This is a genomic window from Sinomonas albida (genome assembly GCF_004919045.1).
GTDB classification, from domain to species: Bacteria; Actinomycetota; Actinomycetes; order Actinomycetales; family Micrococcaceae; genus Sinomonas; species Sinomonas albida.
On sequence record NZ_SWDW01000015.1, the window covers coordinates 1 to 22,716 of the forward strand.

Below are 22,716 nucleotides of genomic sequence, written 5' to 3' on the forward strand. Positions count from 1 at the left end.
CTGAGGTGATGACTGCGGGCCGGCCCGCCCGTCACCCTTGGAGGACGGGGCCGGCCGGCGGCGGCAGCCCCGCTTCCGGGCGGCCTTGGGAGAAGAGGAGAAGACGACTAACACCCTCGCACGGACCATCGCCGCGGGTGCCGCGGCCGGCGCCGCGGGCACCACGGTGCTGAACGCGATCGCCTACCTCGACATGGCCGTCAGGGCCAGGCCTGCCAGCAGCACTCCCGAGGAGTCCGCCCGGCGCCTCGCCCACGCCCTGGGCATGGACATCCCCGGTGACGAGGAGCAGCTGCAGAACAGGGCCGCCGGGCTCGGCCCCCTCCTGGGCCTGGGGGCGGGCATCGGCACGGGGATCCTGGCCGCCCCTCCGCGCCCTCGGGTGGAGGCCCGGACGGGCGTTCGGCACTGCGGCCATCATCGCAATGGGCCTGCTGGCCGCGAACGCACCGGGATGCTGCTGAAGGTCACCGACCCAGAACGTGGTCCGCCGCCGACTGGGCCAGCGACATCGTGCCCCACCTCGGCTATGGGATCACGGCTGACGCCGTCCTGCGCGCCCTCGGTGCTTAGGGGTCCCGGCCGCATTCAGTTGCCGCTGCCTCCGGCGTACTGCTGGGGCCGGGCGGTGAAGGCGTCCCGGCAGCCGGTGGAGCAGAAGGCGTACTGGGTGCCGTCGTGGGCGAAGGTCCCGCCTCCGGGATTCTCCGGGTCGACGTCCATCCCGCACACCGGGTCGACAACCGTCGGGTCCGGATGGGTGTGGGCGGCCATGGGCTCGCTGCCGGGGTCGCGGGTGTATCGGTCGGGGCCGGCGGTGAACTTCTCGTGGCAGCGGTCGGAGCAGAACCAGTACGTGTGCCCGGCGTGGGCGGCGGTGGCGGGGGCGTGGGCCTTCTCGACCTGCATCCCGCACACGGGGTCCTTCGCGTACCTGCCCGCGGTACCGAACCGTGCCCGGCTCCGGTACAGCCGGTACAGGACGGCCGCGACGGCGATGGCGGCCAGGTTCAGCCAGGTGGTGTAGTTCCATTCGAACCGTGCTGGGACGATCTCGGCGGGGCGGGCCGGGGCCGGGATCCCGAGGCCGCGGAAGAGCAGGTCGGTGGCCAGCCCCGCGACGCTCATCACCGCCCAGAACGCCAGGAAGAGCCGCACGGCGATGCGCCGGCCGTAGAGCTTGGCATAGACGGCCACGAGGGGGAAGGCGATCAGGTCGGCGAAGACGAACGCGACCGTGCCGCCGAAGCCGAGCCCGCCCCTGTACAGGGCCGCGGCCAGGGGGACGTTCCCGATCGAGCAGACGAAGCTGGCGAAGGCCACCAGCGGCCCGACGAGGGCGTCCCAGGCGTCGGTGAGGAGCCCGTGGCCGGGGAAGAACACCGCGGAGTACACCGTCGACGGCACGGCGACGGCCAGGAGGCCGGCGACGAGGTAGCCGATGATCAGCTCGCGCCGGAGCATGGTCGCGTCCGAGACCGCGTATCCGGCCGCGTCGGCCCACCCTGCCGCGGACCGGATCCTGGACCAGAGGCCCGTGCCGTGCTGCTCGGCCCCGTCGGCCTCCTCCGGGTGGCCCTGCGCGGCGGCGCGTTCGGCGAGCCGGGCCCGGGCCTGCTCGAGCTCGGCGGCGGGGAAGACCCTCGGGGCTGCCAGGACGAACAGGGCGATCATGATCGCCCCGCCGACGAACTCGGCCAGGGCGAACTGCCACCCGGCCAGCAGCCACAGCACGATCCCGAGCTCGATGACGAGGTTGGTCGAGGCCAGCATGAACACCATCGCGGTCGTGAAGTCGGCCCCGCGCTGGAAGAGCGACTTGGCCAGGGCCGCGGCGGCGTAGGAGCAGCTCGAGGACGCCGCCCCCAGCAGGCCCGTCCGCACGACGGTGGCGGGGCGGTGGTCGCCCATCGCCTTCTGCATCTCCCGTCGGGAGACGAAGGCCTGCACCGCACCCGAGAGCGTGAACCCCAGCACGAGGGCCCACAGCGTGCCCCAGAACATGAAGAATCCCTCGAGCACGCTCTGCCAGACGGTGTCCAGGACTGCCATCAGCGCTGCTCCCTTCCATCGGCCGGGGTGCCCTTCCCAGCAGCTGTCCCCTTCCGGTGCTTCCGGTCGCGCAGGGCCTGCCGCAGCTCGCGGAGCGCGAAGCCCCACCGCTGCAGCGGTCCGCTGCCGCAGCCCGGGATCTCGTAGCCCTGCCGCCGGATGCCGCAGGCCTGCTCTGTGCGCATTTCTGCTCCCTCCGTCCGGGGCCCTCCCCCGGACTCCAGCACGGTACAACCTGGCCCTTGGGGCCGGGTCAAACCGGGCACCCGGTCAGCCGGCGGCGAGCTCGCCGGCGAGCTCGGTGAGGGAGCCGGCGGCGAGGTCGGGGCGGGCGTAGTAGGACGGGTAGACAGCGCCGGTGCGGTTGACCCAGGCGGTGCGCAGGCCGGCGCGGGCTGCGCCGTGTGTGTCCCAGGGGTGCACCGCGACCAGGAGCATGTCCTCTGCCTTCACGCCCAGCCGCTGGGCGGCGTACTGGTATGAGTCAGGGTGGGGCTTCCAGGCAGGGGCGTCCTCGACCGAGAGGAGCGCCTCGAACTCGTCCCGGATCCCGGCGGCGCCGAAGAGCTTCTCGGCGACCTGTGCGGAGCCGTTGGTGAGGGTCACGAGCCGGTGCCCTGCTGCGCGCAGGGCCCGGACCCCGTCCGGGACGTCAGGGTGCAGGGGAAGGTCCGCAACGGAGGATGCCAGGCGCTTCGCCGTGCCCTCCGGGTCGGCGACTCCCGACGTCCGGAGGAGGCCGGTGAGGGCCTCGGCGCCGATCTCGCCGAAGGGGGCCGCGTCCCCGGCGGCGGCGAGGGCGAACCCCTCCCGCAGGAGCGTGGCGAACCAGAGTTTCGCCAGGTGCTCGGGTGCACCGGCGTCGGCGAACCGGCTCCCCATGGGGGACATGTCGGAGAGGGTCTCGTTGACGTCGAAGACGATCACTTCCGGTGCTTCGGGCATGGCTGGTCCTTCCTCGTATGCGGGCTTGTCGGTGGTGGTGCTGTCTCAGGCGGTGAGGGGCTCGGCGGCGGGGACGTCGAGCTCGGTGTGGGCGTAGTGGTTGAAGTAGTTGGTGAACAGGTTCACCGCGATATGGGCGAAGGCCTCGGCCAGCTCCGTGTCGGTCCAGCCCGCGTCGAGGGCGGCCTGCCAGACGGGCTCGGGGACGTAGCCGTTGTCCGCGGAGGCGGCCCGGGCGACCTCGGTCAGGGCCGCGAGCCTGGGATCGAAGCCGACTTCCCCGGCACGCAGGGCGAGGATCTGCTCATCGTCGAGTCCGGCCTTCCGGGCGGAAACGGTGTGGGCTCCCTGGCAGTAGTCGCAGCCGTTCTGGTTGCCCACGGCCAGGGCGATCGCCTCCCGGGTGCGGGCGTCGAAGGTCCCCTGCTCGGCGATGGCCTTCTGGATGCCCTGGTAGGCGGCGATGACCACTGGGGAGTGGGCCATGCCGGCGTGGATGTTCATGAACCGGCCCATCCGCCTGGCGAGGCGCTCGGCGTGCTCGCGGGAGGCCCCGGGCACGGTGTCGAGGGTGTGGGCGGGGATGCGGGGCATAGGTATGGCTCCTTCTTCGTTTCCTCGCGCGGGGCCGTCCGGTTCAGCGGGCGGCCTGCCGCGGTTCTTGTCTTCCCAGTTGCCCTCTCGGGCGGTCTTCCACGCTACGGGCCGGCCGGGGGCGTGTTCTGTGCGCCTGCGCACAGAACACCCGGCAGTCCGGTACCCGCGCCGGGTGGGGTTCACACGGCGCAGCAGGAGAGGCGGGAGACGTCGGCGGTGTAGGACTGGGCGGCGATCTTCAGCCCCTCGGCCATCGTCAGGTACGGCGCCCACCGGGCGGCGAGCTCCGCCACGGTGGTGCCGGAGGCGATCAGGTGCACCCCCGCCGCGGCGAGCTCGCCGGCGTCCTGGGCGACCGCGGTGATGCCCAGGATCCGGCCCGTGCCCTCCTCGGCGACGATCTTGATGAACCCCCGGGTGTCCCGGTTCACCAGTGCCCTCGGCACGAACTCGAGCGGCAGCACCCGGCACTCGCAGAGGTGGCCGGCGTTGGCCTGCCGGTCCGTCAGTCCCACCGCGCCGACGGCGGGGCTGGTGAACGCCACCCGAGGCAGCTGGGAGTAGTCCACCTCCAGACCGGCACTGGCGAAGGCGTTCTCCACGGCCAGGGCACCGTGGGCGGCGGCGACGTTGACGAACTCCCGGTGCCCGGTCACGTCCCCTGCCGCCCAGATGCGCGGGTTCGCGCTCCTCAGCCCTGCATCGACCAGGACCTCCCCGGCGGGCCCGGTGGCGACCCCGACTCCGGCCAGCCCCAGCCCCGCAGTCCTCGGGCGGCGGCCGGTGGCCATCAGGACCCGCTCCGCACGGTACTCCTCCTTCGTGCCGCCGACGTCGCCCGTCACGACCGCCTCCCCGGTGGAGGGGTCGGTGCGGACTCCCGTGGGGACAGCGCGGCGGACGACCCGGATGCCCTCGTCGTGGAAGACGGAGGCCAGGGCCATGGAGACCTCGGGCTCCTCGGCCGAGAGCAGGCGCGAGCGTGCCAGGACCGTGACGCGGGAGCCGAGGCGGGCGAACAGCTGGGCCTGCTCGACCGCGACGTACCCGCCGCCGACGACCAGCAGCGACTCGGGGACCCCCGCCAGCTCCATCGCGGTCTGCGAGGTCAGGTAGCCCGTCTCGGCGAGTCCGGGCAGTTCGGGCACCCACGGCGCCGACCCGGTCGCGACCAGGTAGTGCCGCCCCCGCAGCAGCACAGGCGCCCCACCGTCGTCGCCGGCCACCTCCAGGACCGGCTCCTCCGGGCTCCCGACGAATGACGCCCGACCCCGGTGGATGTCCCAGCCGTAGTCATCGGCCAGGTCCAGGTACTTCTGCTGGCGCATCCACCCCACCAGGGCGTCCTTGCCCGCCATGAGCTCGGGCACGTCCAGACCCACCTTCGCGGGCTCCAGCCCCGGGAAGCGGCCCGCATCCTTGGCGCTGTGGCGGGCGGCCGCCGCGGCCAGGAGGGCCTTGGACGGCACGCACCCGGTGTTCACGCAGGTCCCGCCCACCGTCCCGGCCTCGGCCATCGCCACCCGCAGCCCCAGCCCGGTGGCGCGGATCGCCGCCGCGAACCCGGCACTGCCCGACCCGACGACGACCAGGTCGTACTCCTGGACATTCGGCACCTTCGTCTCCTTCACCTCATACGTGTACTGGTCCGTCACCGACTCTGCACCTTCCAGCAGCTGGAAGGTCAAGGCCGGGCATACCGGAGACCCCGCGGCGGTTGAGACCACCAGGACCATATCGGGAAGGAAGGGAGCACACGATGCGCATCTCCGAGGCCGCGGCCGCCGCGGGCACCACAGCCAAGACCCTGCGCTTCTACGAGGACATCGGCCTCCTGCCCGGCATCGGCCGCACCCCATCCGGCTACCGCGACTACCCCGACGAGGCCATCCAGCGGGCGGCCTTCATCCGCCGCTCCCGCACTGCGGGCCTGAGCCTGGAGCAGGCCCGGGCCCTCCTGGCCGTGCACGACGCCGGGACCAGGCCCTGCTCCCACGTCCGCGACCGGCTCGCCGGCCAGCTCCAGGCCGTCGACGCCCGCATCGCGGAGCTCCAAGCCCTCCGGAACACCCTCGCCGACCAGCTCCAGGCCGCAGAGACCGGCCCGGAAGGCTGCGATCCCGGGCTGGTCTGCAGCTACCTCTGACCGGCGCCGGGAGTCCGGCCGCCGGGCCCCATCCGGTCCCAGGGGCCCTCGATGATGCGGCAGAACACCGCCTCCTGCCCGGCGCGCATCGACTCCTCGGCCGTGTCCCGGGCGGCCAGGAGGGACTCGCGCAGCGCCCCGAGCTCGGCCAGGGTGCGCTCGATCTGGGCCAGATGCCCCTCCAGCAGCCCGATCACCAGCCCGCACGGCTGGGCGCCCCCGCGCTGGAGGTCAAGGACCTCGGCGATCTCGGATAGGCTCAGCCCCAGCGACTTCGCACGCCGGATGAACTGCAGCACCGCCACGTCCCCGTCCGTGAACAGCCGGTACCCGCCCGAGGTCCGCTCCGGCGCCGGAAGCAGCCCCCTGGACTCGTACACCCGGATCGCCTTCCGCGTCACCCCGGCCCTCCGCGCCGCCTCCCCCACCGTGTAGGCGGCTACCTCCTCGACCAGCACGCGCACCTCCCACGACCTAGATCACGTCCATCCAGTGTGAACCCTGACCCAAGGGCCAGCTCAACTCCTGGACCGATCATTAGACCCCGCCCTTGACCTGGCCCCGAGGGCCGGGGTGCAGGATGAACGGACATCCGAGAACCGAGGAGACGAGGAGGACCGTGCCATGCCGTTCCACGAGGGAGACATCTACCGCTGCCCCGACCCCGAATGCGGCTGCGAGGTGACCGTCACCAAGGGCGCAGCCCGCGGCAGGGGCGGCGACAGCCGCCCCACCTGCTGCTGCGGCCTCACCATGGAGAAGCTGCCGGCCCCACCGGCCGCGACCACCTGAGGCGCGCCCTGCCCACCTCACGAGGGCCATCGGACCGTTGTGCGCGGCACGGGCTGGTGCCACGCTTGTGGCACGCCGTTCGCCGGTGCTTGCTGAGAGGCAGTGAACGATCATGGCCGATGCCTTCGACTCCCTCCGTCCACGATGCCGAGGCCGCGTCCTCACTCCCGCAGAGGACGGGTACGAAGAGGTCCGCCAGGTGTGGAATGGCTCCATCCAGCGCCGCCCCGCGGCCATCCTGCAGTGCGTGGGCGCCGCGGACGTCCTCGCCGGGGTGCGCTTCGCCGCCGAGCGCGGGCTGACGCTCGCAGTGCGGGCGGGCGGGCACAACGTCGCCGGCCTGGGCACCTGCGAGGGGGGCCTCGTCCTCGACCTGCGCGCCCTCCAGGGAGTCTGGATCGACCCAGGGTCCAAACGGGCCCGCGTCCAGACCGGGGTCACCTGGGGCACGTTCGACCATGAGGCCCAGGCCCTCGGGCTCGCCACGGTCGGGGGGATCATGTCCACCACCGGTGTCGCCGGCTTCACCCTCGGCGGCGGGGTCGGCTGGCTGACCCGCCGCTTCGGCGCCGCCTGCGACAGCCTGCGCTCGGTCGACCTCGTCACCGCCGCCGGCCATCCCCTCTCTGTGGACGCCGAGAGCCACCCGGACCTCTTCTGGGCACTGCGCGGAGGCGGGGGCAACTTCGGCGTCGCGACGGCCCTGGAATTCGACCTGCACGAGGTCGGGCCCGAGGTGATCGCCGGCCCCGTCGTCTACCCGCTCGAGCAGGCCCGCGACGTGCTGGCCGGGTGGGCCGAGGCCGTCCCGTCACTGCCGGATGAGGCGATGTCGGTGGCGGTCCTGCGCACCGCCCCACCGGACCCGCCCTTCCCCGTCCCGCTCCGCGGACAGCCCGTGCTCTCGCTCAGCATGATGTGGACCGGCAACCCCGACAGCGCCGACGCAGCGCTCCGGCCGCTGCGCGCCCTGGGCCGGCCCGCTGTCGACGCCGTCGGCCCCAAGCAGTACACCGCCGTCCAGGCCTCCCAGGACCCCTACTGGACCCCCGGAGCGCAGAACTACTGGAAGGCCGACTACCTCTCCGGCCTGGACGAGGCCGCCATCGCCACCCTCGTGGAAGCCGCCGCCGCGTTCACCTCCCCCGGCTCGGACATCAAACTCGCAGCCCTCGGCGGGGCCCTCGCCCGCACCCCCGAGGACGCGGCCGCCTACGGCCACCGCGACGCCGCGATCCTGCTCAACATCAACACCCGCTGGGACAGCGCCGACAGCAGCACCGACCACGTCGGCTGGACCAGGGCCCTCTGGACCGAACTGCACCGCCTCGCCACCGGGGTGTACGTGAACTTCCTCGGAGACGAAGGCGACAACCGGATCATCCAGGCCTACGGCGAGGACAAGTACCGGCGCCTGGCCGAGATCAAGGCCCGCTGGGACCCCGCCAACCTCTTCCACGTCAACCAGAACATCCAGCCCGCCACCGCGGCATCGGCAGCCGAAGCTGGCCTGGCCCCGTCGACCGAGGGCGCACCGACCGCCTGAAAGCCACGCCCGAAGAGTATCCGGGCATCGACATGCTGGTCCCCCCGCCTAAACCCTCCCGTGTCCCACACGCATTCCGAGGAATGGACCACAAACACGGGGAAGCTGAACAAGGGCGCGTACACGGCAAACTTACAAATTGAGGTCCCGTGACCCGCGGCCGGGCGGGCGCCTTCTCCGCCGGTCTCGGAAACGCGGGTCGCGCCTGTCGAGACGAGGCACCGAGCCTCTCGCCTACCCCGATCCGAGGGTTAATATAGCCATGCTGGGTCGTCGGCGCTGACCATACGCGCCTTCCGGGGCGTTCCGCCCTACTGTTCTCGTCCTCTTTCGAACACGGACGGTGGTCGCGGTGGCCCCGAGACTGCGAGCAGCAGGAGCGCTTCACATGACGCTCCTGCTGACCGCCTGCCAAGGTTCTGGCGCCGGCACGCCCGCGTCCTCCAGCGCTGCTGTCCCGTCCGCCATCGCTCCGCCTGCTCGCGGCGCAGGCGCTAAGAACTGACGACGGGCGCTTGGGACCCGGCAGACCCGACGAGCCCGGCGTAGTGGAGCTTGTGATCGGACAAACCCCCGGGAGTAATTACTTCTTGCCCTGGTTCGCAGAAGTTAGACCGCAAATCTAAATTCGACCACGTCGCCGTCGGACATCACGTAGTCCTTGCCCTCAATCCGGACCTTGCCGCGGGACTTCGCCTCGCTCATCGAGCCCGCGTCGACGAGGTCCTGGAAGTGGACCACCTCGGCCTTGATGAAGCCACGCTGGAAGTCGGTGTGGATCACGCCCGCAGCCTGCGGCGCGGTGTCGCCCCGGTGGATCGTCCAGGCGCGCGCCTCCTTGGGCCCCGCCGTGAGGTACGTCTGCAGCCCCAGCGTGTGGAAGCCGACGCGCGCGAGCTGGTCGAGGCCGGATTCGTCCTGGCCGTTCATCTCGAGCATCTCGCGGGCCTCCTCCTCGGAGAGCTCCACGAGGTCGGCCTCGAGCTTGGCGTCGAGGAAGATGCAGTCGGCAGGTGCCACGAGAGCGCGCAGCTCGTCCTGCTTCGCCGGGTCGCCGAGCACACCCTCGTCCGCGTTGAAGACGTAGATGAAGGGCTTGGACGTGAGGAGGTTGAGCTCCTTGAGAGCGGCCATGTCGAGCTTCTCGGTCTCGGCGGCGGCGATGATGGTCTTGCCGCGCTCGAGCACGTTCTGGGCGGCCTGCATCGCAGACAGCTCGGCCGCGTCACGCTTCTTGTTCTTGACTTCCTTCTCGACGCGCGGGAGCGCCTTCTCGATCGTCTGGAGGTCGGCGAGGATGAGCTCGGTGTGGATAGTCTCGATGTCCGAGTGGGGGTCGACACGCCCGTCCACGTGCACGACGTCGGGATCGTCGAAGACGCGGACCACCTGCGCGATGGCCTGCGCCTCGCGGATGTTCGCGAGGAACTGGTTGCCCAGGCCTTCGCCTTCGGACGCGCCCTTCACGATCCCGGCGATGTCCACGAAGGAGACCGTGGCGGGCAGGATGCGCTCCGAGTGGAAGATCTCGGCGAGCTGCCCGAGACGCGGGTCGGGGAGGCTCACGACGCCGACGTTCGGCTCGATCGTGGCGAACGGATAGTTCGCTGCGAGGACCTGATTGCGCGTCAGCGCGTTGAAGAGCGTCGACTTTCCGACGTTGGGAAGGCCGACGATGCCAATAGTGAGAGCCACGGTCATCCATCATACCGGCGGCCCGTCACCGAAATTGTCGGACCCCCATGCCATGGTGGTCGCATGGACGGAACCCAGACCCTGACGACCCTGCTCGTCGCTCTCCTCGCCCTCCTGATCGGCGCGCTGGCCGGCTATGCGCTGGCCCGTCGCCGCGCCGCGAACGACGGCGCCGCCCACCCCGTGCTGCAGGCCCGCCTTGCCCAGTCGGAGGCACAGCTCGCTGCCGCGACGGCCGAGCGAGACCTTCTCGCGCGCCAGAACGTCGCGCTCACGAGCCTCGACGAGCAGGAGAACACGGTGCTCCAGGCGCTCGCGCCCGTGGCGGAGAAGCTCAGCGCGGTGCAGCGACAGGTCACGATGCTCGAGCGCGATCGCGTGGAGCAGTACGGCCAGCTCGCGCAGCAGCTTCAGACCGCGCAGGAATCCGACGCCGCGCTGCTCCGCAGCGCCCACGCTCTCACGGCGGCGCTCGCCAACAACTCCTCACGCGGCACATGGGGCGAGGTCCAGCTCCGCCGCGTCGTCGAGGCGGCCGGCATGCTCAACCGCGTCGACTTCAGCGAGCAGGTCTCCGCGGTGGGCGAGGCCGGCGGCGTGCGGCCTGACCTCGTGGTGCACCTTCCGGGAGGCAAGCAGCTCGTCGTCGACTCCAAGGTCCCGCTTGGGGCCTACCTCAAGGCGCAGGAGCTGGCCCATGATCTGAGCACGGCCGCCGCAGAGGCCCGCGCACGCCACCTCGCCGAGCATGCGAAGGCCCTGCGGGCGCACATCGACACGCTCGGTTCGAAGCGCTACTGGGAGTCGATGGGCGCGAGCCCCGAGCTCGTCGTGTGCTTCCTTCCGGCAGAGTCCTTCCTCGCGGCGGCGCTCACGGAGGACGCTGGGCTCCTGGACTACGCGTTCACCCGCAACGTCGCGCTGGCCTCGCCGGCCACGCTCATCGCGCTCCTCAAGGGCGTCGCGTTCGGCTGGCGGCAGGAACTGCTCACGGACAACGCCCGCGAGCTGTTCGAACTCTCGCAGCAGCTCTACGGCCGCCTCGGGACAATGGGCGGCCACGTCTCGAAGCTCGGCTCGTCGCTCAAGTCCTCGGTCGAGCGCTACAACGCCTTCGTGGGAGCGCTCGAATCGCGAGTCCTGCCGACCGCGCGTCGGATCAGCGCGCTCGACCCCGGCGCACCCGAGACGCTGCCCGAGACTCCGCCGGTCGCGACCACGCCGCGGGTGCTGAGCGCAAGCGAGCTGCTCGATGAGCAGCAGCTTCGAGACAGCGGTCTCGGTACCGACGATTCAGACGCGGCGATCCGCCGGATCGGCTAGCCGTTGGGGCGCTGGCCGCGGCCGCCGAGGCCGCGGCTGCCGTCGCCTGCTTCCTTGAGCGTGGCGCGGAGCTCCTTGGGCAGCGAGAAGAGGATGTCCTCCTCAGCGGTGACAACTTCCTCGACGTCCGCGTACCCGTAGTCAGCGGCCAGGCGCAGCACATCCTGGACCAGGACCTCCGGGACGGAGGCCCCGGACGTCACGCCGATGGTCGAGACGCCCTCGAACCACGATTCGTCGACCTCGTTCGCGAAGTCCACGCGGTACGCCTTCTTGGCGCCGTATTCGAGCGCCACCTCGACGAGCCGCACTGAGTTGGAGGAGTTCGCCGAGCCGACGACGACTACGAGATCAGCCAGCGGCGCGATCTTCTTGATCGCGGCCTGTCGATTCGAGGTCGCGTAGCAGATGTCGTCGCTCGGCGGATCCTGGAGGTTGGGGAATCGCTCGCGGAGGCGGCGCACCGTCTCCATCGTCTCGTCCACGGAAAGCGTGGTCTGGGAGAGCCAGATGAGCTTGTCTGGGTCGCGGACCTGAATCGTGTCGGCCTCTTCGGGCGAGTTCACGATCTGGGTGTGCTCCGGCGCCTCGCCGTACGTCCCCTCGACCTCCTCGTGGCCCACATGGCCGATGAGGAGGATCTCGTGGTCGTCCTTGGCGAACCGCACGGCCTCGCGGTGAACCTTGGTCACGAGCGGGCACGTCGCGTCGATGGTGCGGAGGCCGCGTTCCTCGGCCGACCGGACGACGGCGGGGCTCACCCCGTGCGCGGAGAACACCACGAGGGCACCCTCCGGAACCTCGTCCGTCTCGTCCACGAAGATCGCGCCGCGCGCCTCGAGCGTCTCGACGACGTGGCGGTTGTGCACGATCTGCTTGCGGACATACACCGGGGGCCCGTAGTGCTCGAGGGCCTTCTCGACGGCGATGACGGCTCGGTCCACGCCGGCGCAGTAGCCGCGCGGGGCGGCCAGGAGCACGCGCTTCTCACCGGCCACTGGCGCGGCGCCGGCCACGTCCTCGGGCGACCGGCGGCGGCGCGGCACCGAGGGCATAGACAGGGACACAGAGGCGGACGTCATGATTCCATGCTAACGACTTCGTCCCGGGCGTCCCGCCGCCGGCTGCCCAGGCGACGCGCGATCTCGGCCACAGTCCCGACCACGAACAGCGCCGCCCCAGCGATCGCCACGTTCCCTATCCATGGTTCGAAGCTCGCCACCGCAAGCTCCGCGGCGCGCGCCCCGAAGGTCGACGACAACGACCCACTCGTCCCCTGCGCGGAGACAGCCGCAGGAACCATACCGGTGGCCAATTGATAGGCCGCGGCAACCACGAGCAGTCCGAGGCCGGTGCCAGCAAGAGCCGCGCCGCGATGGCGGGCGATCAGGAGGCCGAGCGCGAAGGCGAGGATGGCGCCGAGTGCGAGCGGTTCGGCAAGCCGCGAGAAGTCCTCGGCTCCCGTGACCCACGAACGTTGCTGTGCGGTCCCCACCTGCACCTCGAGCGAGCCGGGCGAGGGTAGCGGCACCCCGATCGCCGATCCGAGCTTGGACACGAGGAGCGCCGTCATGGGCTGGAGCTGCAGCTGGAACCCATTCGCGGCGGCCGTGGCCGGCGTGAAGTTGAGCTGGTGGCTCTGCCGCAGCGTCTCAGACCAGGCATTGGGGAAGCCAGGGTCCGAGACGAGGGACTTGGCGAGGCCATCGAGGGCCTTCTCGGCGATTGGACGTGCGACGGCGGGGATCCCCGAGTTCGCGAGGACCGCCGTGTCAAGGTCCCCTACAAGCGCGGACTGGAGATCGGCGTCCCGGGCCATCGGCTCGAGAAGACGGACGAAGCCCCCCTCGTCGGCGACGTTCTGCTGGAGCCACAGCGCGGGCGCCGCGGCGGCGGTCAGGACAACAGCGAGGAGCACGGAGAGGGCGGAGACGAAGGTACGCATGGCTTCCCGGGATCGGCGGCAACGCTTTTATCGTAGTGCGCCGGGCCCGACAGACCGGTAGGCGTGGCGACGGAATGGGGCGCTGGCCCGCCATGGGTGTCGGCCCGCCGTGATACATGTGGGACATGAGCCAGGATGCGGGAAAGGGGGACGCCATGCCCGAATCGGCCGAAAGCCTCGACCTTGGTGCGTTGAGCGGCGGGCTGCCCGGCGAGGCGGACGCCGAGGCTTCGGGCGGATCCGCGGACCGCCCGTCGCTGCCAGAGCGTGCCGCAGATACGACGCCCGACAATCCGTGGCCCCTCGCCCTGCTGTCCCGCAAGCTCAAGGAGCACATCGACCGCTCCCCCCAGGTCTGGATCGAGGGCCAGGTCATCGAGCTCAACCGACGCGGCTCGAACGCCTTCCTCACTCTCCGCGACGTCGAGGCCGAGATCTCCCTCTCGGCGTCCGCGTGGAGCCAGGTCATGGCGCGACTCAAGGAACCCCTCGAGCGCGGCTCGCGCGTCGTCGCGCTCGTGAAGCCCGAGATGTGGCTCAAGACCGGACGGCTGAACATGCAGGTCCGGGACATCCGCCCCGTAGGCCTCGGCGACCTCCTGGCCCGCATCGAGCGCCTGCGGCAGGCCCTCGGCGCGGAAGGCCTGTTCGCAGAATCCCGCAAGAAGCGTCTCCCGCTGCTCCCCCACCGCATTGGCCTCGTGACCGGCCGAGACTCGGACGCGAAGAAGGACGTCCTTCGGAACGCCGCGCTCCGGTGGCCCGCAGTCCACTTCGAGGTCCGCGAGGTCACCGTCCAGGGCGCGAGCGCGGTGTCCGAGGTCGTCCGCGCGCTGCGCGAGCTCGACGCGATGCCGGAGGTCGACGTCATCGTGATCGCTCGCGGCGGCGGATCGCTCGAAGACCTGCTGCCGTTCAGCGACGAGCGTCTCGTGCGGGCGGTAGCCGAGGCGGAGACGCCTGTGGTCAGCGCGATCGGCCACGAAGCAGACCGCCCGATCCTCGACGACGTCGCCGACCTCAGAGCGTCGACCCCGACCGATGCCGCGAAGCGCATCGTGCCCGAGGTCTCCGAGGAGCTCGCCCGGGTGCGGCAGGCCCGCGAGCGGCTCGAACGGCAGATCGAGCTCCACGTGTCTCGCGAGACGCAACAGCTCGCGCTCCTCCGCAGCCGGCCCGTGCTCGCAAGCCCCGAACGGATGCTGGAGGTGCGGCACGAGGATCTCGAGCGGCTCCTCGCGCGCGCCCATCACGCGGTCAGCGGCGCGATCGTCCGCGGCCACGACGCCGTGCGCCACCTGCGCGCCCAAGTCCGCGCCCTCTCCCCCCAGCAGACGCTCGACCGGGGCTACGCGGTCGTGCAGCTCCTCGATGGGCCCGCCGCCGCCGTCGTCCGCTCCCCCGGTGACGCGCCGGAAGGCACGCCACTCCGGGTGCGGCTCGCGCAGGGTGCCCTCGCCGCCCGCTCGGAAGGGCCACTGCCCCTGCCCGGCAACCACTCGAATCGTGACGAAACGCAATCCGCAGAGAAAGGAACGGCCCATGGCTGACGCCCAGCAGGACGAGTTTGCCGAGCTGAGCTACGAGGATGCCCGCGAGCAGCTCGTCGCGGTCGTCGCGAAGCTTGAGGCCGGAGGGGTGAGCCTCGAGGAATCGCTCGCGCTCTGGGAGCGCGGCGAGGCTCTGGCCCAGCGCTGCGAGGAATGGCTCGACGGCGCCCGCCGCCGGCTCGACGAGGCGCGCCGTCAGCCCGCGGACGGGAACGCGGCAGCCGCGGACGCGTAGTCCTCGGCCCCATAGGCCGGCGAGGCAGACAAGCAGGCCTCGGCCCCATCGGCGTCGAGGCCGACAAGCAGTCCTCGGCCGTGGATGCGCCCCGAGCATCAGGACGCGGCGAGCCGCCGTTTCTCCTCGTCGACGTCGAACGAGGCAGGCGGCCACTGCGGATCCATGCTTTCGAGCGCCGCGACGAGAAGCTCCTGGACCGCCAGGCGGGAGTACCACTTGTTGTCTGCGGGCACCACGTACCACGGCGCGTCGGCCGTGCCGGTGCGCTCGATCGCCGTCTGGTAAGCCGCCATGTAGTCGTCCCAGTAGCGCCGCTCGGCGAGGTCGCTCGGCGCGTACTTCCAGTACTTCGTGGGGTCGTCGAGCCTCGAGGCCAGCCGGCGCTTCTGCTCGTCCCTACTGATGTGCAGCATGACCTTGATCAGGCGGGTCCCGTTCCCGTGGAGCCGCGCTTCGAAGTCCCGGATCGCCCTGTAGCGCCGCTCAAGCTCTACCCCGTCGATCTCGCCGTGCACTCTGGGCACGAGGACGTCCTCATAGTGCGAACGATCGAAGCACCCGAGCATTCCGGGGCGAGGAAGTTGCTTCTCTACCCGCCACAGGAAGTCGTGACGCCGTTCCTCGTCGCTGGGCGTGCGGAAAGCCGCGAGCTGCACGCCCTGGACGTCGACGCCGCCCACGACATGGCTCACCATGCCGCCCTTGCCGGACGTGTCCATCCCCTGGAGCAGGAGGAGCAGGGAGCGTCGGCCGCCGGAACGGCCCTCGGCGAAGAGCCGCTCCTGGAGATCGGCCAGGTGAGGATCACGCGCAGCAAGCAGCTCCTCGCCCCGCGCCTTGCCACCCGAGAATCCGGGCGTCGATGCGGGGTCGACGGACGCGAGGGAGAAACCGGCCCGAGCGGCGAGGAAGTCCTCGGGCCCCTCCACGAAGCCGTGGCCCGCCGTGCGCTTGGACATGGGCCCTCCCGGCGTCAGTTCCCCGGGTACCGGGAGAGGAACTCGGCCATGCGACCGAGCGCCTCCTCGATGTCTGCGACGGCGGGAAGCGTGACCATGCGGAAGTGGTCCGGGGCGCCCCAGTTGAAGGCGCGCCCGTGGGAGAGGAGGATCTTCTGGTCGCGCAGCAGGTCCAGGACGAAGCGCTCGTCGTCGCGGATGCGGTAGACCTCCGGATCGAGGCGGGGGAAGAGGTAGAGGGCGCCCTTGGCTTGGCGCGTCGAAACGCCCGGCATCGCGTTGAGCATCTCGTACGCCTTGTTCCGCTGCTCGAGCAGGCGCCCGCCGGGCAGGATGAGGTCGTTGATGCTCTGGTAGCCGCCCAGGGCTGTCTGGATGGCGTGCTGCGCGGGGACGTTCGCGCAAAGGCGCATGTTGGCGAGCAGGTTGATGCCCTCGAGGTAGTCCGAGGCGGACTTCTTCGGGCCCGAGATCGCCATCCAGCCGGCCCGGTAGCCGCACACGCGGTACGCCTTCGAGAGCCCACTGAACGTGAGGCACAGGACGGCCTCGTCCGTGAGCGACGCCATATTGGTGTGGGTCAGCCCGTCGTAGAGGATCTTCTCGTAGATCTCGTCCGCGAAGATGATGAGCCCGTGCTGCTCCGCGAGCGCAACGATGCGGCGCAGCGTCGAGTCCGAATACACGGCGCCCGTCGGGTTGTTGGGGTTGATGATCACAATGCCCTTGGTGCGCGGCGTGATCTTCGCCTCGAGATCCTCGAGGTCCGGCTCCCAGTCGGCCTCCTCAAGGCACGTGTAGTGCACCGCGCGGCCGCCAGCGAGCGAGACGGAGGCCGTCCAGAGGGGGTAGTCGGGGCTCGGGATGAGGATCTCGTCCCCCGGCTCGAGCAGTGCCATGAGGGACATCGTGATGAGCTCGCTCACCCCGTTGCCGAGGTAGATGTCGTCGACCCCGATGTTCTGGATCCCGCGGGTCTGGTAGTACTGCGAGACCGCCGTGCGCGCCGAGAAGATGCCGCGGGAATCGCTGTAGCCCTGTGCGTGCGGGAGGTGGCGGATCATATCGACGAGGATCGCGTCCGGCGCCTCGAAGCCGAACGGGGCCGGGTTGCCAATGTTGAGCTTGAGGATCTTGTGGCCCTCGGCCTCCATCTGCTGGGCAGCTTCCAGAATCGGTCCCCGGATGTCGTAGAGGACGTTATGAAGCTTGGAAGACTGCTTGAATTCGGCCATTGAACAAATATGCCACAGGGCATGGGCGGCCTCTCATGAGATTCCGCTCACACCCTGTGGCGCATTGTCCTTCGTCATCGAGGGCTAGGAGGCGAGCCCCTTGTCCTTGAGCCAGGCCTTCGCGGCGTCCGCCGGGCTCTGCTTCTGGTTGCCGCTCACGGAGCGGTTGAGGTTGATGAGGTCGGTCGTGGTCAGCTTCGCGGAGACGGCGTTGAGGGCCTTCTTCGCGGCGTCGGAGAGATTCGCCGTGTTGACGAGCGGGACCACCTGCTGCGCGATGAAGTTGTTCTTCGGGTCGTCGAGCACCACGAGGTCGTTGTCCGGGATCGAGGGGGTCGTCGTGAAGATGTCGGCCACCTGGATGTCGTTCTGCAAGAGGGCCTTGAGCGTCACGGGCCCACCGCCGTCGCTGAACGACTGGAACTGCTTCGGGACGCAGTTGTACTTGTCCTTGAGCCCGGGCAGGCCGTAGGCGCGCTGCTGGAACGTGGCCGGGGCGCCGATCACGAGGTCGCTGCACACCTTCGACATGTCGGCGATGCTCGAGAGCGAGTACTTCGTGGCCGTGGCCTTCGTGACGACCATGGCGTCCTTGTCCTCGGCCTTGGCGGGGTCAAGGATCCCGAGCCCCTTCGGCAGCTTGCCAGGGAGAGCGCTCGCGATGTCCGAGGCCGAAACCTGGGTGGCCTTCGAGTCAAGGAAAAGCAGGAGGTTGCCCGTGTAGTCCGGGACGACGTCCACCGAGCCGTCCTGCACGGCCTTGTAGTAGACCTCCCGAGCGCCGATGTTGGGCTTCGTCGTGGCCTGGACGCCGGCCGCATTGAGCGCCCCGGCGTAGAGCTCGGCAACGATCTGGCTCTCGGTGAAGTCAGCCGAGCCGATCACGAGGGCCTTGTTGGAACCTGGGCTCGCTGAGCCGCCGCCGCTGCTGAGGGGATTCGAGGATCCTCCGCAGGCGCTCAGGGCGAGGCTGAGCCCGAGACCGGCGACGAGCGCGGTGACCACCCGGCGGCGCGGAATCGAGGGGAACTGATGGGTCATGACATTCCTTCCTGTGCAACCGCCTCGGGAGCCGGGAGCTTCCGCGCGGAGGGCGAGCGGGGACCGAACAGGCGCAGGACGGCGCCCAGAACCAGGTCCGTGACGACCGCGAGCGCCGCGACGAGCACGGAGCCCCCGAGCATCTGGGGGTAGTCGGAGAGCGAGAGTCCGTCGAAGATGAAGCGACCGAGACCGCCGAGGTTGGTGTACGCGACGACCGTCGCGGTCGCGATGACCTGCAGGACGGCCGCCCGGATGCCGCCGAAGATGACCGGCACGGCGTTGGGGAGTTCGACGGCGAAGAGCACCTGGTCCTCGCGCATCCCCTGCGCGCGGGCCGCGTCCACGACGACGGGATCCACGGCCGCAATGCCCGAGTATGTTCCCGCGAGAATTGGTGGGACCGTGAGGATCACGAGGGCCCAGATAGGCGGCATGAGACCGATCCCCGCGAGGAGCACGAACAAGACGAGCAGTCCGAGGGTTGGCACCGCCCGCAGCGCGCCGGCGAGGGCGACGACGACGACCCTCCCGCGGCCCGTGTGGCCCACGTACGCGCCGATGGGCAGGGCGATGGCGGCGGCGATCACGACGGTGAGGAACGTGTAGAAGATGTGCTCGCCGAGCCGCGTGGGGATCCCGGCGTAGCCGGACCAGTTCATGGGGTCAGTGAGCCAGCCCCACGTCAGTTCGAGGAGGCTCATGCGGTCGCCGTCTTCCGCGGTCCGGCGCCCGCGGCGAGGCGCGCCCACGGCGAGAGGAACCCTCCGATCAGCACGAGCGCGAGGTCCATGACGAGCGCGAGGATGAGGATCGCCACGAGCCCCACCACGATCTCGGTAACGAAATCACGCTGGAGGCCCTCGGTGAACAGGATCCCGAGATTGGGCATGCCCACGAGGGCCGCGACGCTGACGAGCGATATGTTGCTCACCGAGATCGCCCGCAGCCCCGCGATGAGGACCGGGAGCGAGAGCGGCAGGTCGACTTGGAAGTAGCGCGTGACGGGCGTGTGCCCGAGCGCCTGGGCGGCGAGGCTCAGCTCCCCGTCCACAGAGTCGAGCGCGTCGAGCGACGAGCGCACGAGCAGCGCGACCGCATAGACCGTCAGGGCCACGATGACGTTCGCCGGGTCCAGGATCCTCGTCCCGAGGATCACGGGCAGGATGATGAAGAGCGCGAGCGAGGGCACCGTGTACAGGACCGAGCTCACGGTCAGGAGCACCGTGCGCCACGCGGGGTGCCGCCGCACAAGCTGAGCGAGCGGGAGGCTGATGACGAGGCCAAGCACGAGCGGAACGACGGCGAGGACAAGGTGCTGGCCCGCCAGCGAGAGGATCCTGCCGAGGTTCTCTGTCGCCCACTCCATCAGCGCGCCTCTTCCTCCGCCGGCCCGGCGGCGCGCGCATCACGCTCGCGCCGCGCCTGGGCGCGCCGACGGTCGGCCTGCGCGATGACGGCGGTGGCGCCGACGGTGCCGAGGTAGCGGCCGTCGTCGTCCACGACGACGCCCCGTCCCGACGGCGAGGACAGCGCCGCATCGAGCGCCGTGCGCAGCGAGCCGCCGACCTTGTGGAGCGAGCCGCCGCTCACGAGCGTGCCGGGCGACTCGGGCGAGGCCCACCCCGTGGGGCGCCTGTCGCCGTCGACCACGACGGCCCACTCCTGCACCCGGGCAGTCTCGAGCTCGCTGCGCGCGACGCTCGCGGCGCCGTCGACCTCGAGGCCCTTGTCGTCGAAGAAGCCCAGATGGCGGAAGCCCCGGTCCCGGCCCACGAAGCCCGCGACGAACTCGTCGGCGGGGGCCCGCAGGAGCTCCTCAGGCCCAGCAACCTGCGCGAGGCGGCCGCCGACCGCGAATACGGCGACGCGATCGCCGAGCAGCACAGCCTCGTCGATGTCATGGGTCACGAAGACGATCGTCTTGCCGAGCTCGCGCTGGAGCCGGACGAGCTCCTGCTGCAGCTCGTGGCGCACCACTGGGTCGACGGCGCTGAACGGCTCGTCCATGAGGAGGACTGGCGGATCCGCGGCGAGCGCGCGGGCGACACCGACGCGCTGCTGCTGGCCGCCCGAGAGCTGGGCGGGATACCTCGAGGCGAGCGCCTGCGGGAGGCCGACGACGTCGAGCAGCTCCCGGGCGCGGGCCCTGGCCCGGCCTCGCGGCACGCCGTTGAGCCGGGGAACCGTAGCAATGTTGTCCACGACCGTCCGGTGCGGCATGAGCCCCGCGGCCTGCATGACGTACCCCATCGAGCGGCGGAGTTTCGCGGCCGGGAGGGCCGCGGCGTCCTGGCCGTCAACGGTGATGGTCCCGGATGTCGGCTCGACCATGCGGTTGACCATGCGCAGTGAGGTCGTCTTGCCGCATCCCGATGGACCGACGAAGACCGTAATCTGCCCCTTCGGCACGCTCAGGCTCAGGCGGTCGACAGCGGTTGTCCCACCGTAGACCTTACTCACTTCGCGAAACTCGATCATCGCTTCGGTCACGCTGGTCACGCTGAACCTCGCTCGGGGCAGGCCTGCACTGCTCTGGCTCTGCCGAGCCTACCAGCGATGCCCGACAGCGGAGCGGGATGGAGACACACCTCTTTTTCCGGCCCCACCTGCGACGACGTCATGAATCCCGCGCCGCCAGATCGATGGTGCCGAACACGGGGTCGCGGTCGAGCACGCGGACGTCCTCGAGGCCCAGTTCGACGAGCGCCGCGCGGAACCCATCCTGGAGTCGGCGCACGTTCATCCCGAGGCCGCTGCCGAGGATCACTGGACCGTCGATTCCGAGCTGACGCGCGACCTGCGCGGCCATCCGCGCGAGGTCGTTCGCCGCGGACTCGACCATGAAGGCGGCCCCCGCGTGCCCCGCGTCGGCCGCCTCGACCACGACGCGGGCCTGCTGCGCCCAGTACCGGCGGCCCGTCGAGGCGGCGTGGAAATGCGCGATGAGCTCGTTGGGGGCCGCGAGGCCGGTGCTCTCGAGGAGCGCCTCCGTGAGGGAGTCCGGCTCGAGGCCGAGGTTCATGCGGTGGAGGCTGTACCGGACCGCCTCGCGCGCGAGCCAGTAGCCGCTGCCCTCGTCGCCGAGCAGGTAGCCCCAGCCGCCCGCGCGGGCCTCCTCGCCGTCGTCGTTCGTGCCCCACGCGGCCGAGCCCGTCCCGGCGATGACCGCGACGCCAATCTGGGCGTGGCCTGCCGCGAGCAGGAGCCGGGAGTCGTGCACCACGGTGATGTCCGCGCCCGGCGTGTGCGGGCGGATGAGCGCGGCCAGCGCGTCGGCGTCCGCCTGGGTGTCGATGCCGCCCGAGCCCACGAACACGCGCGTCGCGTCCTCGCCGCCGAGCTGACCGAAGAGGTCTGCGAGGTGGGCGGCGGCCTGCTCGCGCGTGACGTTCTGGACGTTGGCGCTCCCCGCCTCGTGATCGGCCACGACTTCGCCGTCGACGACCTTGATGCCCCGCGTCTTGGTGCCCCCGATGTCGAGGCCGATCATGACCCCTGTGAGGGCGCTCGCTGTGCTCACCCGGACAGCCTACTTGCCGTGGAACGGTCCGCTCCGCGACGAACTCGCCGGTTCTCGCCGGTCGCCGGTCCCGTAGGGTACTGGCATGGACACTGCCCTTCCTGTGGACCTGTTCGGAAACGGCGTCGTCGCGGCCCCCATGGCGGGCGGTCCGAGCCGCGCCGAGCTCGCTCTCGCGGCGAGCGGGGCCGGCGGCCTCGGCTTCCTGGCCGGCGGATACAAGGCGCCGGAAGCGTTCGCGGCCGAGGTGCGCACGGTCCTCGGCGCCGGCCTCCCGTTCGGCGTGAACCTGTTCGTGCCCGGCGACGAGCCCGCGGATCGCGAGGCCGTGCTCGCATACCGCGAGCGCCTCCGGCCGGTCGCCGAGCGGCTCGGCGTCGAACTCCCCGAGCCGCGCTGGGCGGACGACGACGCATACCCGGCCAAGCTCGACTTCCTCCTCGCGCACACCCCACCGGTGGTCTCGTTCACGTTCGGGCTGCCGCCCGCGGCCGATGTCGTGCGGCTCCGGGCCGCGGGCGCGTTGGTCCTCCAGACGGTGACCGGCCCGCGCGAGGCGCGCGCGGCCGTCGAGCTTGGCGTCGACGGGATCGTCGTGCAGCACCCCGATGCGGGCGGCCACTTCGGCGCGTTCCTCCCCGAGCCGGCGAACGCCGCGTGGACCCTCGGCGAGCTGGTCGCGGTGATACGCCACGCCGTCGGCCTCCCCCTCATCGCGGCAGGCGGCATCGGAACCCCAGCAGATGCCGACGCCGCCCGCGCGGCGGGCGCCGCGGCGGTCCAGCTGGGCACGGCGTTCCTCCGCACACCCGAGGCCGGGACGAACGCGACGCATCGCGCAGCCCTCGCGGACACCGTGTTCGACCGCACGGCCCAGACGCGGGCGTTCTCCGGCAAGTCCGCGCGGGGACTCGAGAACGCGTTCATGCGCGAGTTCGCGGACGCGCCGGAGGGCTACCCGACCGTGCACTACCTCACGGCGCCGCTCAGGGCCGCCGCGGTCAAGCGCGGCGATCCGCACGGCACCAATCTCTGGGCCGGGACGGGCTGGCGCGCCGCCCGCGAGGAGCCGGCGGCCGCCGTCGTCGCCCGCTTCGCCGGCGGGTGAGCTGCGCGGGGTGAGCTGCGC

The 22,716-nt window shown here is 70.9% G+C and carries 23 protein-coding genes; 7 read left to right on the forward strand and 16 right to left on the reverse strand.

All coding sequences use genetic code 11. From position 1 onward, the window contains the following. Window positions 1-588: 588 nt before the first annotated feature. The 5 genes from E6A26_RS14470 to merA form a co-directional block, all read right to left on the reverse strand. A complete protein-coding gene (locus tag E6A26_RS14470; protein WP_136611912.1) occupies window positions 589-2,052 on the reverse strand; it encodes a permease in 1,464 nt (487 codons plus the stop codon). After that, a complete protein-coding gene (locus E6A26_RS14475) occupies window positions 2,052-2,237 on the reverse strand; it encodes a hypothetical protein (protein WP_136611913.1) in 186 nt (61 codons plus the stop codon). Before E6A26_RS14475 ends, E6A26_RS14470 begins: the two co-directional genes overlap by 1 nt. A gap of 85 nt (window positions 2,238-2,322) precedes the next feature. Continuing rightward, complete coding sequence (locus E6A26_RS14480) at window positions 2,323-2,997, reverse strand: haloacid dehalogenase type II (RefSeq protein ID WP_136611914.1); 675 nt, start codon at window positions 2,995-2,997, stop codon at window positions 2,323-2,325. A gap of 45 nt (window positions 2,998-3,042) precedes the next feature. Then, on the reverse strand, window positions 3,043-3,591 hold the full coding sequence (locus tag E6A26_RS14485) for a carboxymuconolactone decarboxylase family protein (protein ID WP_136611915.1): 549 nt from the start codon (window positions 3,589-3,591) through the stop codon (window positions 3,043-3,045). Between the two features lie 182 nt (window positions 3,592-3,773). Beyond that, window positions 3,774-5,249 (reverse strand): mercury(II) reductase, encoded by a 1,476-nt coding sequence (gene merA, locus E6A26_RS14490; protein ID WP_234865532.1) that lies wholly within the window; start codon window positions 5,247-5,249, stop codon window positions 3,774-3,776. A 104-nt stretch (window positions 5,250-5,353) separates the two neighbouring features. On the opposite strand from merA, the gene E6A26_RS14495 reads away from it, so the two are divergent. Next, the gene (locus E6A26_RS14495) at window positions 5,354-5,740 is read left to right on the forward strand and encodes a MerR family transcriptional regulator (RefSeq protein WP_136611917.1); all 387 of its coding nucleotides are present in this window, start codon (window positions 5,354-5,356) and stop codon (window positions 5,738-5,740) included. Here E6A26_RS14495 and E6A26_RS14500 read toward each other — a convergent pair. Beyond that, window positions 5,731-6,198, reverse strand: coding sequence for a heavy metal-responsive transcriptional regulator (locus E6A26_RS14500; protein ID WP_234865534.1), 468 nt, complete (start codon window positions 6,196-6,198; stop codon window positions 5,731-5,733). The two genes, E6A26_RS14495 and E6A26_RS14500, sit on opposite strands and share 10 nt — an antisense overlap. A gap of 166 nt (window positions 6,199-6,364) precedes the next feature. Between E6A26_RS14500 and E6A26_RS17670 the strand changes: the two genes are divergently transcribed. Beyond that, entirely contained in the window at window positions 6,365-6,532 is a 168-nt protein-coding gene (locus tag E6A26_RS17670) for a hypothetical protein (protein WP_168928753.1), read from the forward strand. Between the two features lie 112 nt (window positions 6,533-6,644). After that, window positions 6,645-8,078, forward strand: coding sequence for an FAD-binding oxidoreductase (locus tag E6A26_RS18070; RefSeq protein ID WP_136611918.1), 1,434 nt, complete (start codon window positions 6,645-6,647; stop codon window positions 8,076-8,078). 609 nt (window positions 8,079-8,687) lie between these two features. On the opposite strand, the gene ychF is transcribed toward E6A26_RS18070, so the two are convergent. Further along, window positions 8,688-9,773 carry a redox-regulated ATPase YchF gene (ychF, locus tag E6A26_RS14510; RefSeq protein WP_136611919.1) on the reverse strand — a complete coding sequence of 362 codons (1,086 nt, stop codon included), beginning with the start codon at window positions 9,771-9,773 and terminating at the stop codon, window positions 8,688-8,690. A gap of 63 nt (window positions 9,774-9,836) precedes the next feature. Here ychF and E6A26_RS14515 point away from each other — a divergent pair, with 63 nt between their 5' ends. Then, the gene (locus E6A26_RS14515; protein WP_136611920.1) at window positions 9,837-11,096 is read left to right on the forward strand and encodes a DNA recombination protein RmuC; all 1,260 of its coding nucleotides are present in this window, start codon (window positions 9,837-9,839) and stop codon (window positions 11,094-11,096) included. Here the strand turns inward: E6A26_RS14515 and E6A26_RS14520 are convergent. Together E6A26_RS14520 and E6A26_RS14525 are read right to left on the reverse strand one after the other, a co-directional pair. After that, entirely contained in the window at window positions 11,093-12,178 is a 1,086-nt protein-coding gene (locus tag E6A26_RS14520; RefSeq protein WP_136611921.1) for a 4-hydroxy-3-methylbut-2-enyl diphosphate reductase, read from the reverse strand. The genes E6A26_RS14515 and E6A26_RS14520 overlap by 4 nt on opposite strands. After that, window positions 12,175-13,041, reverse strand: coding sequence for a hypothetical protein (locus tag E6A26_RS14525; protein ID WP_136611922.1), 867 nt, complete (start codon window positions 13,039-13,041; stop codon window positions 12,175-12,177). The genes E6A26_RS14520 and E6A26_RS14525 overlap by 4 nt, the downstream gene beginning before the upstream one ends. Before the next feature lie 155 nt (window positions 13,042-13,196). Between E6A26_RS14525 and xseA the strand changes: the two genes are divergently transcribed. Next, entirely contained in the window at window positions 13,197-14,591 is a 1,395-nt protein-coding gene (gene xseA, locus E6A26_RS14530) for an exodeoxyribonuclease VII large subunit (RefSeq protein WP_136611923.1), read from the forward strand. Next, on the forward strand, window positions 14,584-14,826 hold the full coding sequence (locus E6A26_RS14535) for an exodeoxyribonuclease VII small subunit (protein WP_136611924.1): 243 nt from the start codon (window positions 14,584-14,586) through the stop codon (window positions 14,824-14,826). The genes xseA and E6A26_RS14535 overlap by 8 nt, the downstream gene beginning before the upstream one ends. Before the next feature lie 98 nt (window positions 14,827-14,924). Here E6A26_RS14535 and E6A26_RS14540 read toward each other — a convergent pair whose 3' ends face one another. The 7 genes from E6A26_RS14540 to E6A26_RS14570 form a co-directional block, all read right to left on the reverse strand. Next, window positions 14,925-15,788 carry a PPK2 family polyphosphate kinase gene (locus E6A26_RS14540; RefSeq protein WP_136611925.1) on the reverse strand — a complete coding sequence of 288 codons (864 nt, stop codon included), beginning with the start codon at window positions 15,786-15,788 and terminating at the stop codon, window positions 14,925-14,927. Window positions 15,789-15,802: 14 nt separating this feature from the next. Beyond that, window positions 15,803-17,023 (reverse strand): pyridoxal phosphate-dependent aminotransferase, encoded by a 1,221-nt coding sequence (locus tag E6A26_RS14545; protein WP_136611926.1) that lies wholly within the window; start codon window positions 17,021-17,023, stop codon window positions 15,803-15,805. Between the two features lie 84 nt (window positions 17,024-17,107). Then, window positions 17,108-18,064: an ABC transporter substrate-binding protein gene (locus tag E6A26_RS14550; RefSeq protein WP_136611927.1), complete on the reverse strand. Its 957-nt coding sequence runs from the start codon at window positions 18,062-18,064 to the stop codon at window positions 17,108-17,110. Next, window positions 18,061-18,768, reverse strand: a complete 708-nt coding sequence (locus E6A26_RS14555; RefSeq protein ID WP_136611928.1) for an ABC transporter permease — start codon at window positions 18,766-18,768, stop codon at window positions 18,061-18,063. The genes E6A26_RS14550 and E6A26_RS14555 overlap by 4 nt, the downstream gene beginning before the upstream one ends. Next, window positions 18,765-19,433, reverse strand: a complete 669-nt coding sequence (locus tag E6A26_RS14560; RefSeq protein ID WP_136611929.1) for an ABC transporter permease — start codon at window positions 19,431-19,433, stop codon at window positions 18,765-18,767. The genes E6A26_RS14555 and E6A26_RS14560 overlap by 4 nt, the downstream gene beginning before the upstream one ends. Beyond that, window positions 19,433-20,557 (reverse strand): ABC transporter ATP-binding protein, encoded by a 1,125-nt coding sequence (locus tag E6A26_RS14565; protein WP_327407758.1) that lies wholly within the window; start codon window positions 20,555-20,557, stop codon window positions 19,433-19,435. The genes E6A26_RS14560 and E6A26_RS14565 overlap by 1 nt, the downstream gene beginning before the upstream one ends. Window positions 20,558-20,684: 127 nt before the next feature. Continuing rightward, entirely contained in the window at window positions 20,685-21,557 is an 873-nt protein-coding gene (locus E6A26_RS14570) for an N-acetylglucosamine kinase (protein ID WP_136611983.1), read from the reverse strand. A gap of 115 nt (window positions 21,558-21,672) precedes the next feature. Between E6A26_RS14570 and E6A26_RS14575 the strand changes: the two genes are divergently transcribed. Then, window positions 21,673-22,695, forward strand: a complete 1,023-nt coding sequence (locus E6A26_RS14575) for a nitronate monooxygenase (RefSeq protein ID WP_136611930.1) — start codon at window positions 21,673-21,675, stop codon at window positions 22,693-22,695. Window positions 22,696-22,716: the final 21 nt, after the last annotated feature.

Bases quoted from the DNA above. Each gene is read 5' to 3' on its own strand.
- E6A26_RS14470 (WP_136611912.1), bottom strand. From the start codon at position 2,052: ATGGCAGTCCTGGACACCGTCTGGCAGAGCGTGCTCGAGGGATTCTTC.
- E6A26_RS14570 (WP_136611983.1), bottom strand. From the start codon at position 21,557: ATGATCGGCCTCGACATCGGGGGCACCAAGACGCGGGGCATCAAGGTC.
- E6A26_RS14575 (WP_136611930.1), top strand. From the start codon at position 21,673: ATGGACACTGCCCTTCCTGTGGACCTGTTCGGAAACGGCGTCGTCGCG.
- E6A26_RS14515 (WP_136611920.1), top strand. From the start codon at position 9,837: ATGGACGGAACCCAGACCCTGACGACCCTGCTCGTCGCTCTCCTCGCC.
- E6A26_RS14540 (WP_136611925.1), bottom strand. From the start codon at position 15,788: ATGTCCAAGCGCACGGCGGGCCACGGCTTCGTGGAGGGGCCCGAGGAC.
- E6A26_RS14520 (WP_136611921.1), bottom strand. From the start codon at position 12,178: ATGACGTCCGCCTCTGTGTCCCTGTCTATGCCCTCGGTGCCGCGCCGC.
- E6A26_RS17670 (WP_168928753.1), top strand. From the start codon at position 6,365: ATGCCGTTCCACGAGGGAGACATCTACCGCTGCCCCGACCCCGAATGC.
- xseA (WP_136611923.1), top strand. From the start codon at position 13,197: ATGCCCGAATCGGCCGAAAGCCTCGACCTTGGTGCGTTGAGCGGCGGG.
- E6A26_RS14485 (WP_136611915.1), bottom strand. From the start codon at position 3,591: ATGCCCCGCATCCCCGCCCACACCCTCGACACCGTGCCCGGGGCCTCC.
- E6A26_RS14545 (WP_136611926.1), bottom strand. From the start codon at position 17,023: ATGGCCGAATTCAAGCAGTCTTCCAAGCTTCATAACGTCCTCTACGAC.
- E6A26_RS14480 (WP_136611914.1), bottom strand. From the start codon at position 2,997: ATGCCCGAAGCACCGGAAGTGATCGTCTTCGACGTCAACGAGACCCTC.
- E6A26_RS14535 (WP_136611924.1), top strand. From the start codon at position 14,584: ATGGCTGACGCCCAGCAGGACGAGTTTGCCGAGCTGAGCTACGAGGAT.
- E6A26_RS14560 (WP_136611929.1), bottom strand. From the start codon at position 19,433: ATGGAGTGGGCGACAGAGAACCTCGGCAGGATCCTCTCGCTGGCGGGC.
- E6A26_RS14525 (WP_136611922.1), bottom strand. From the start codon at position 13,041: ATGCGTACCTTCGTCTCCGCCCTCTCCGTGCTCCTCGCTGTTGTCCTG.
- E6A26_RS18070 (WP_136611918.1), top strand. From the start codon at position 6,645: ATGGCCGATGCCTTCGACTCCCTCCGTCCACGATGCCGAGGCCGCGTC.
- E6A26_RS14555 (WP_136611928.1), bottom strand. From the start codon at position 18,768: ATGAGCCTCCTCGAACTGACGTGGGGCTGGCTCACTGACCCCATGAAC.
- E6A26_RS14475 (WP_136611913.1), bottom strand. From the start codon at position 2,237: ATGCGCACAGAGCAGGCCTGCGGCATCCGGCGGCAGGGCTACGAGATC.
- E6A26_RS14550 (WP_136611927.1), bottom strand. From the start codon at position 18,064: ATGACCCATCAGTTCCCCTCGATTCCGCGCCGCCGGGTGGTCACCGCG.
- E6A26_RS14495 (WP_136611917.1), top strand. From the start codon at position 5,354: ATGCGCATCTCCGAGGCCGCGGCCGCCGCGGGCACCACAGCCAAGACC.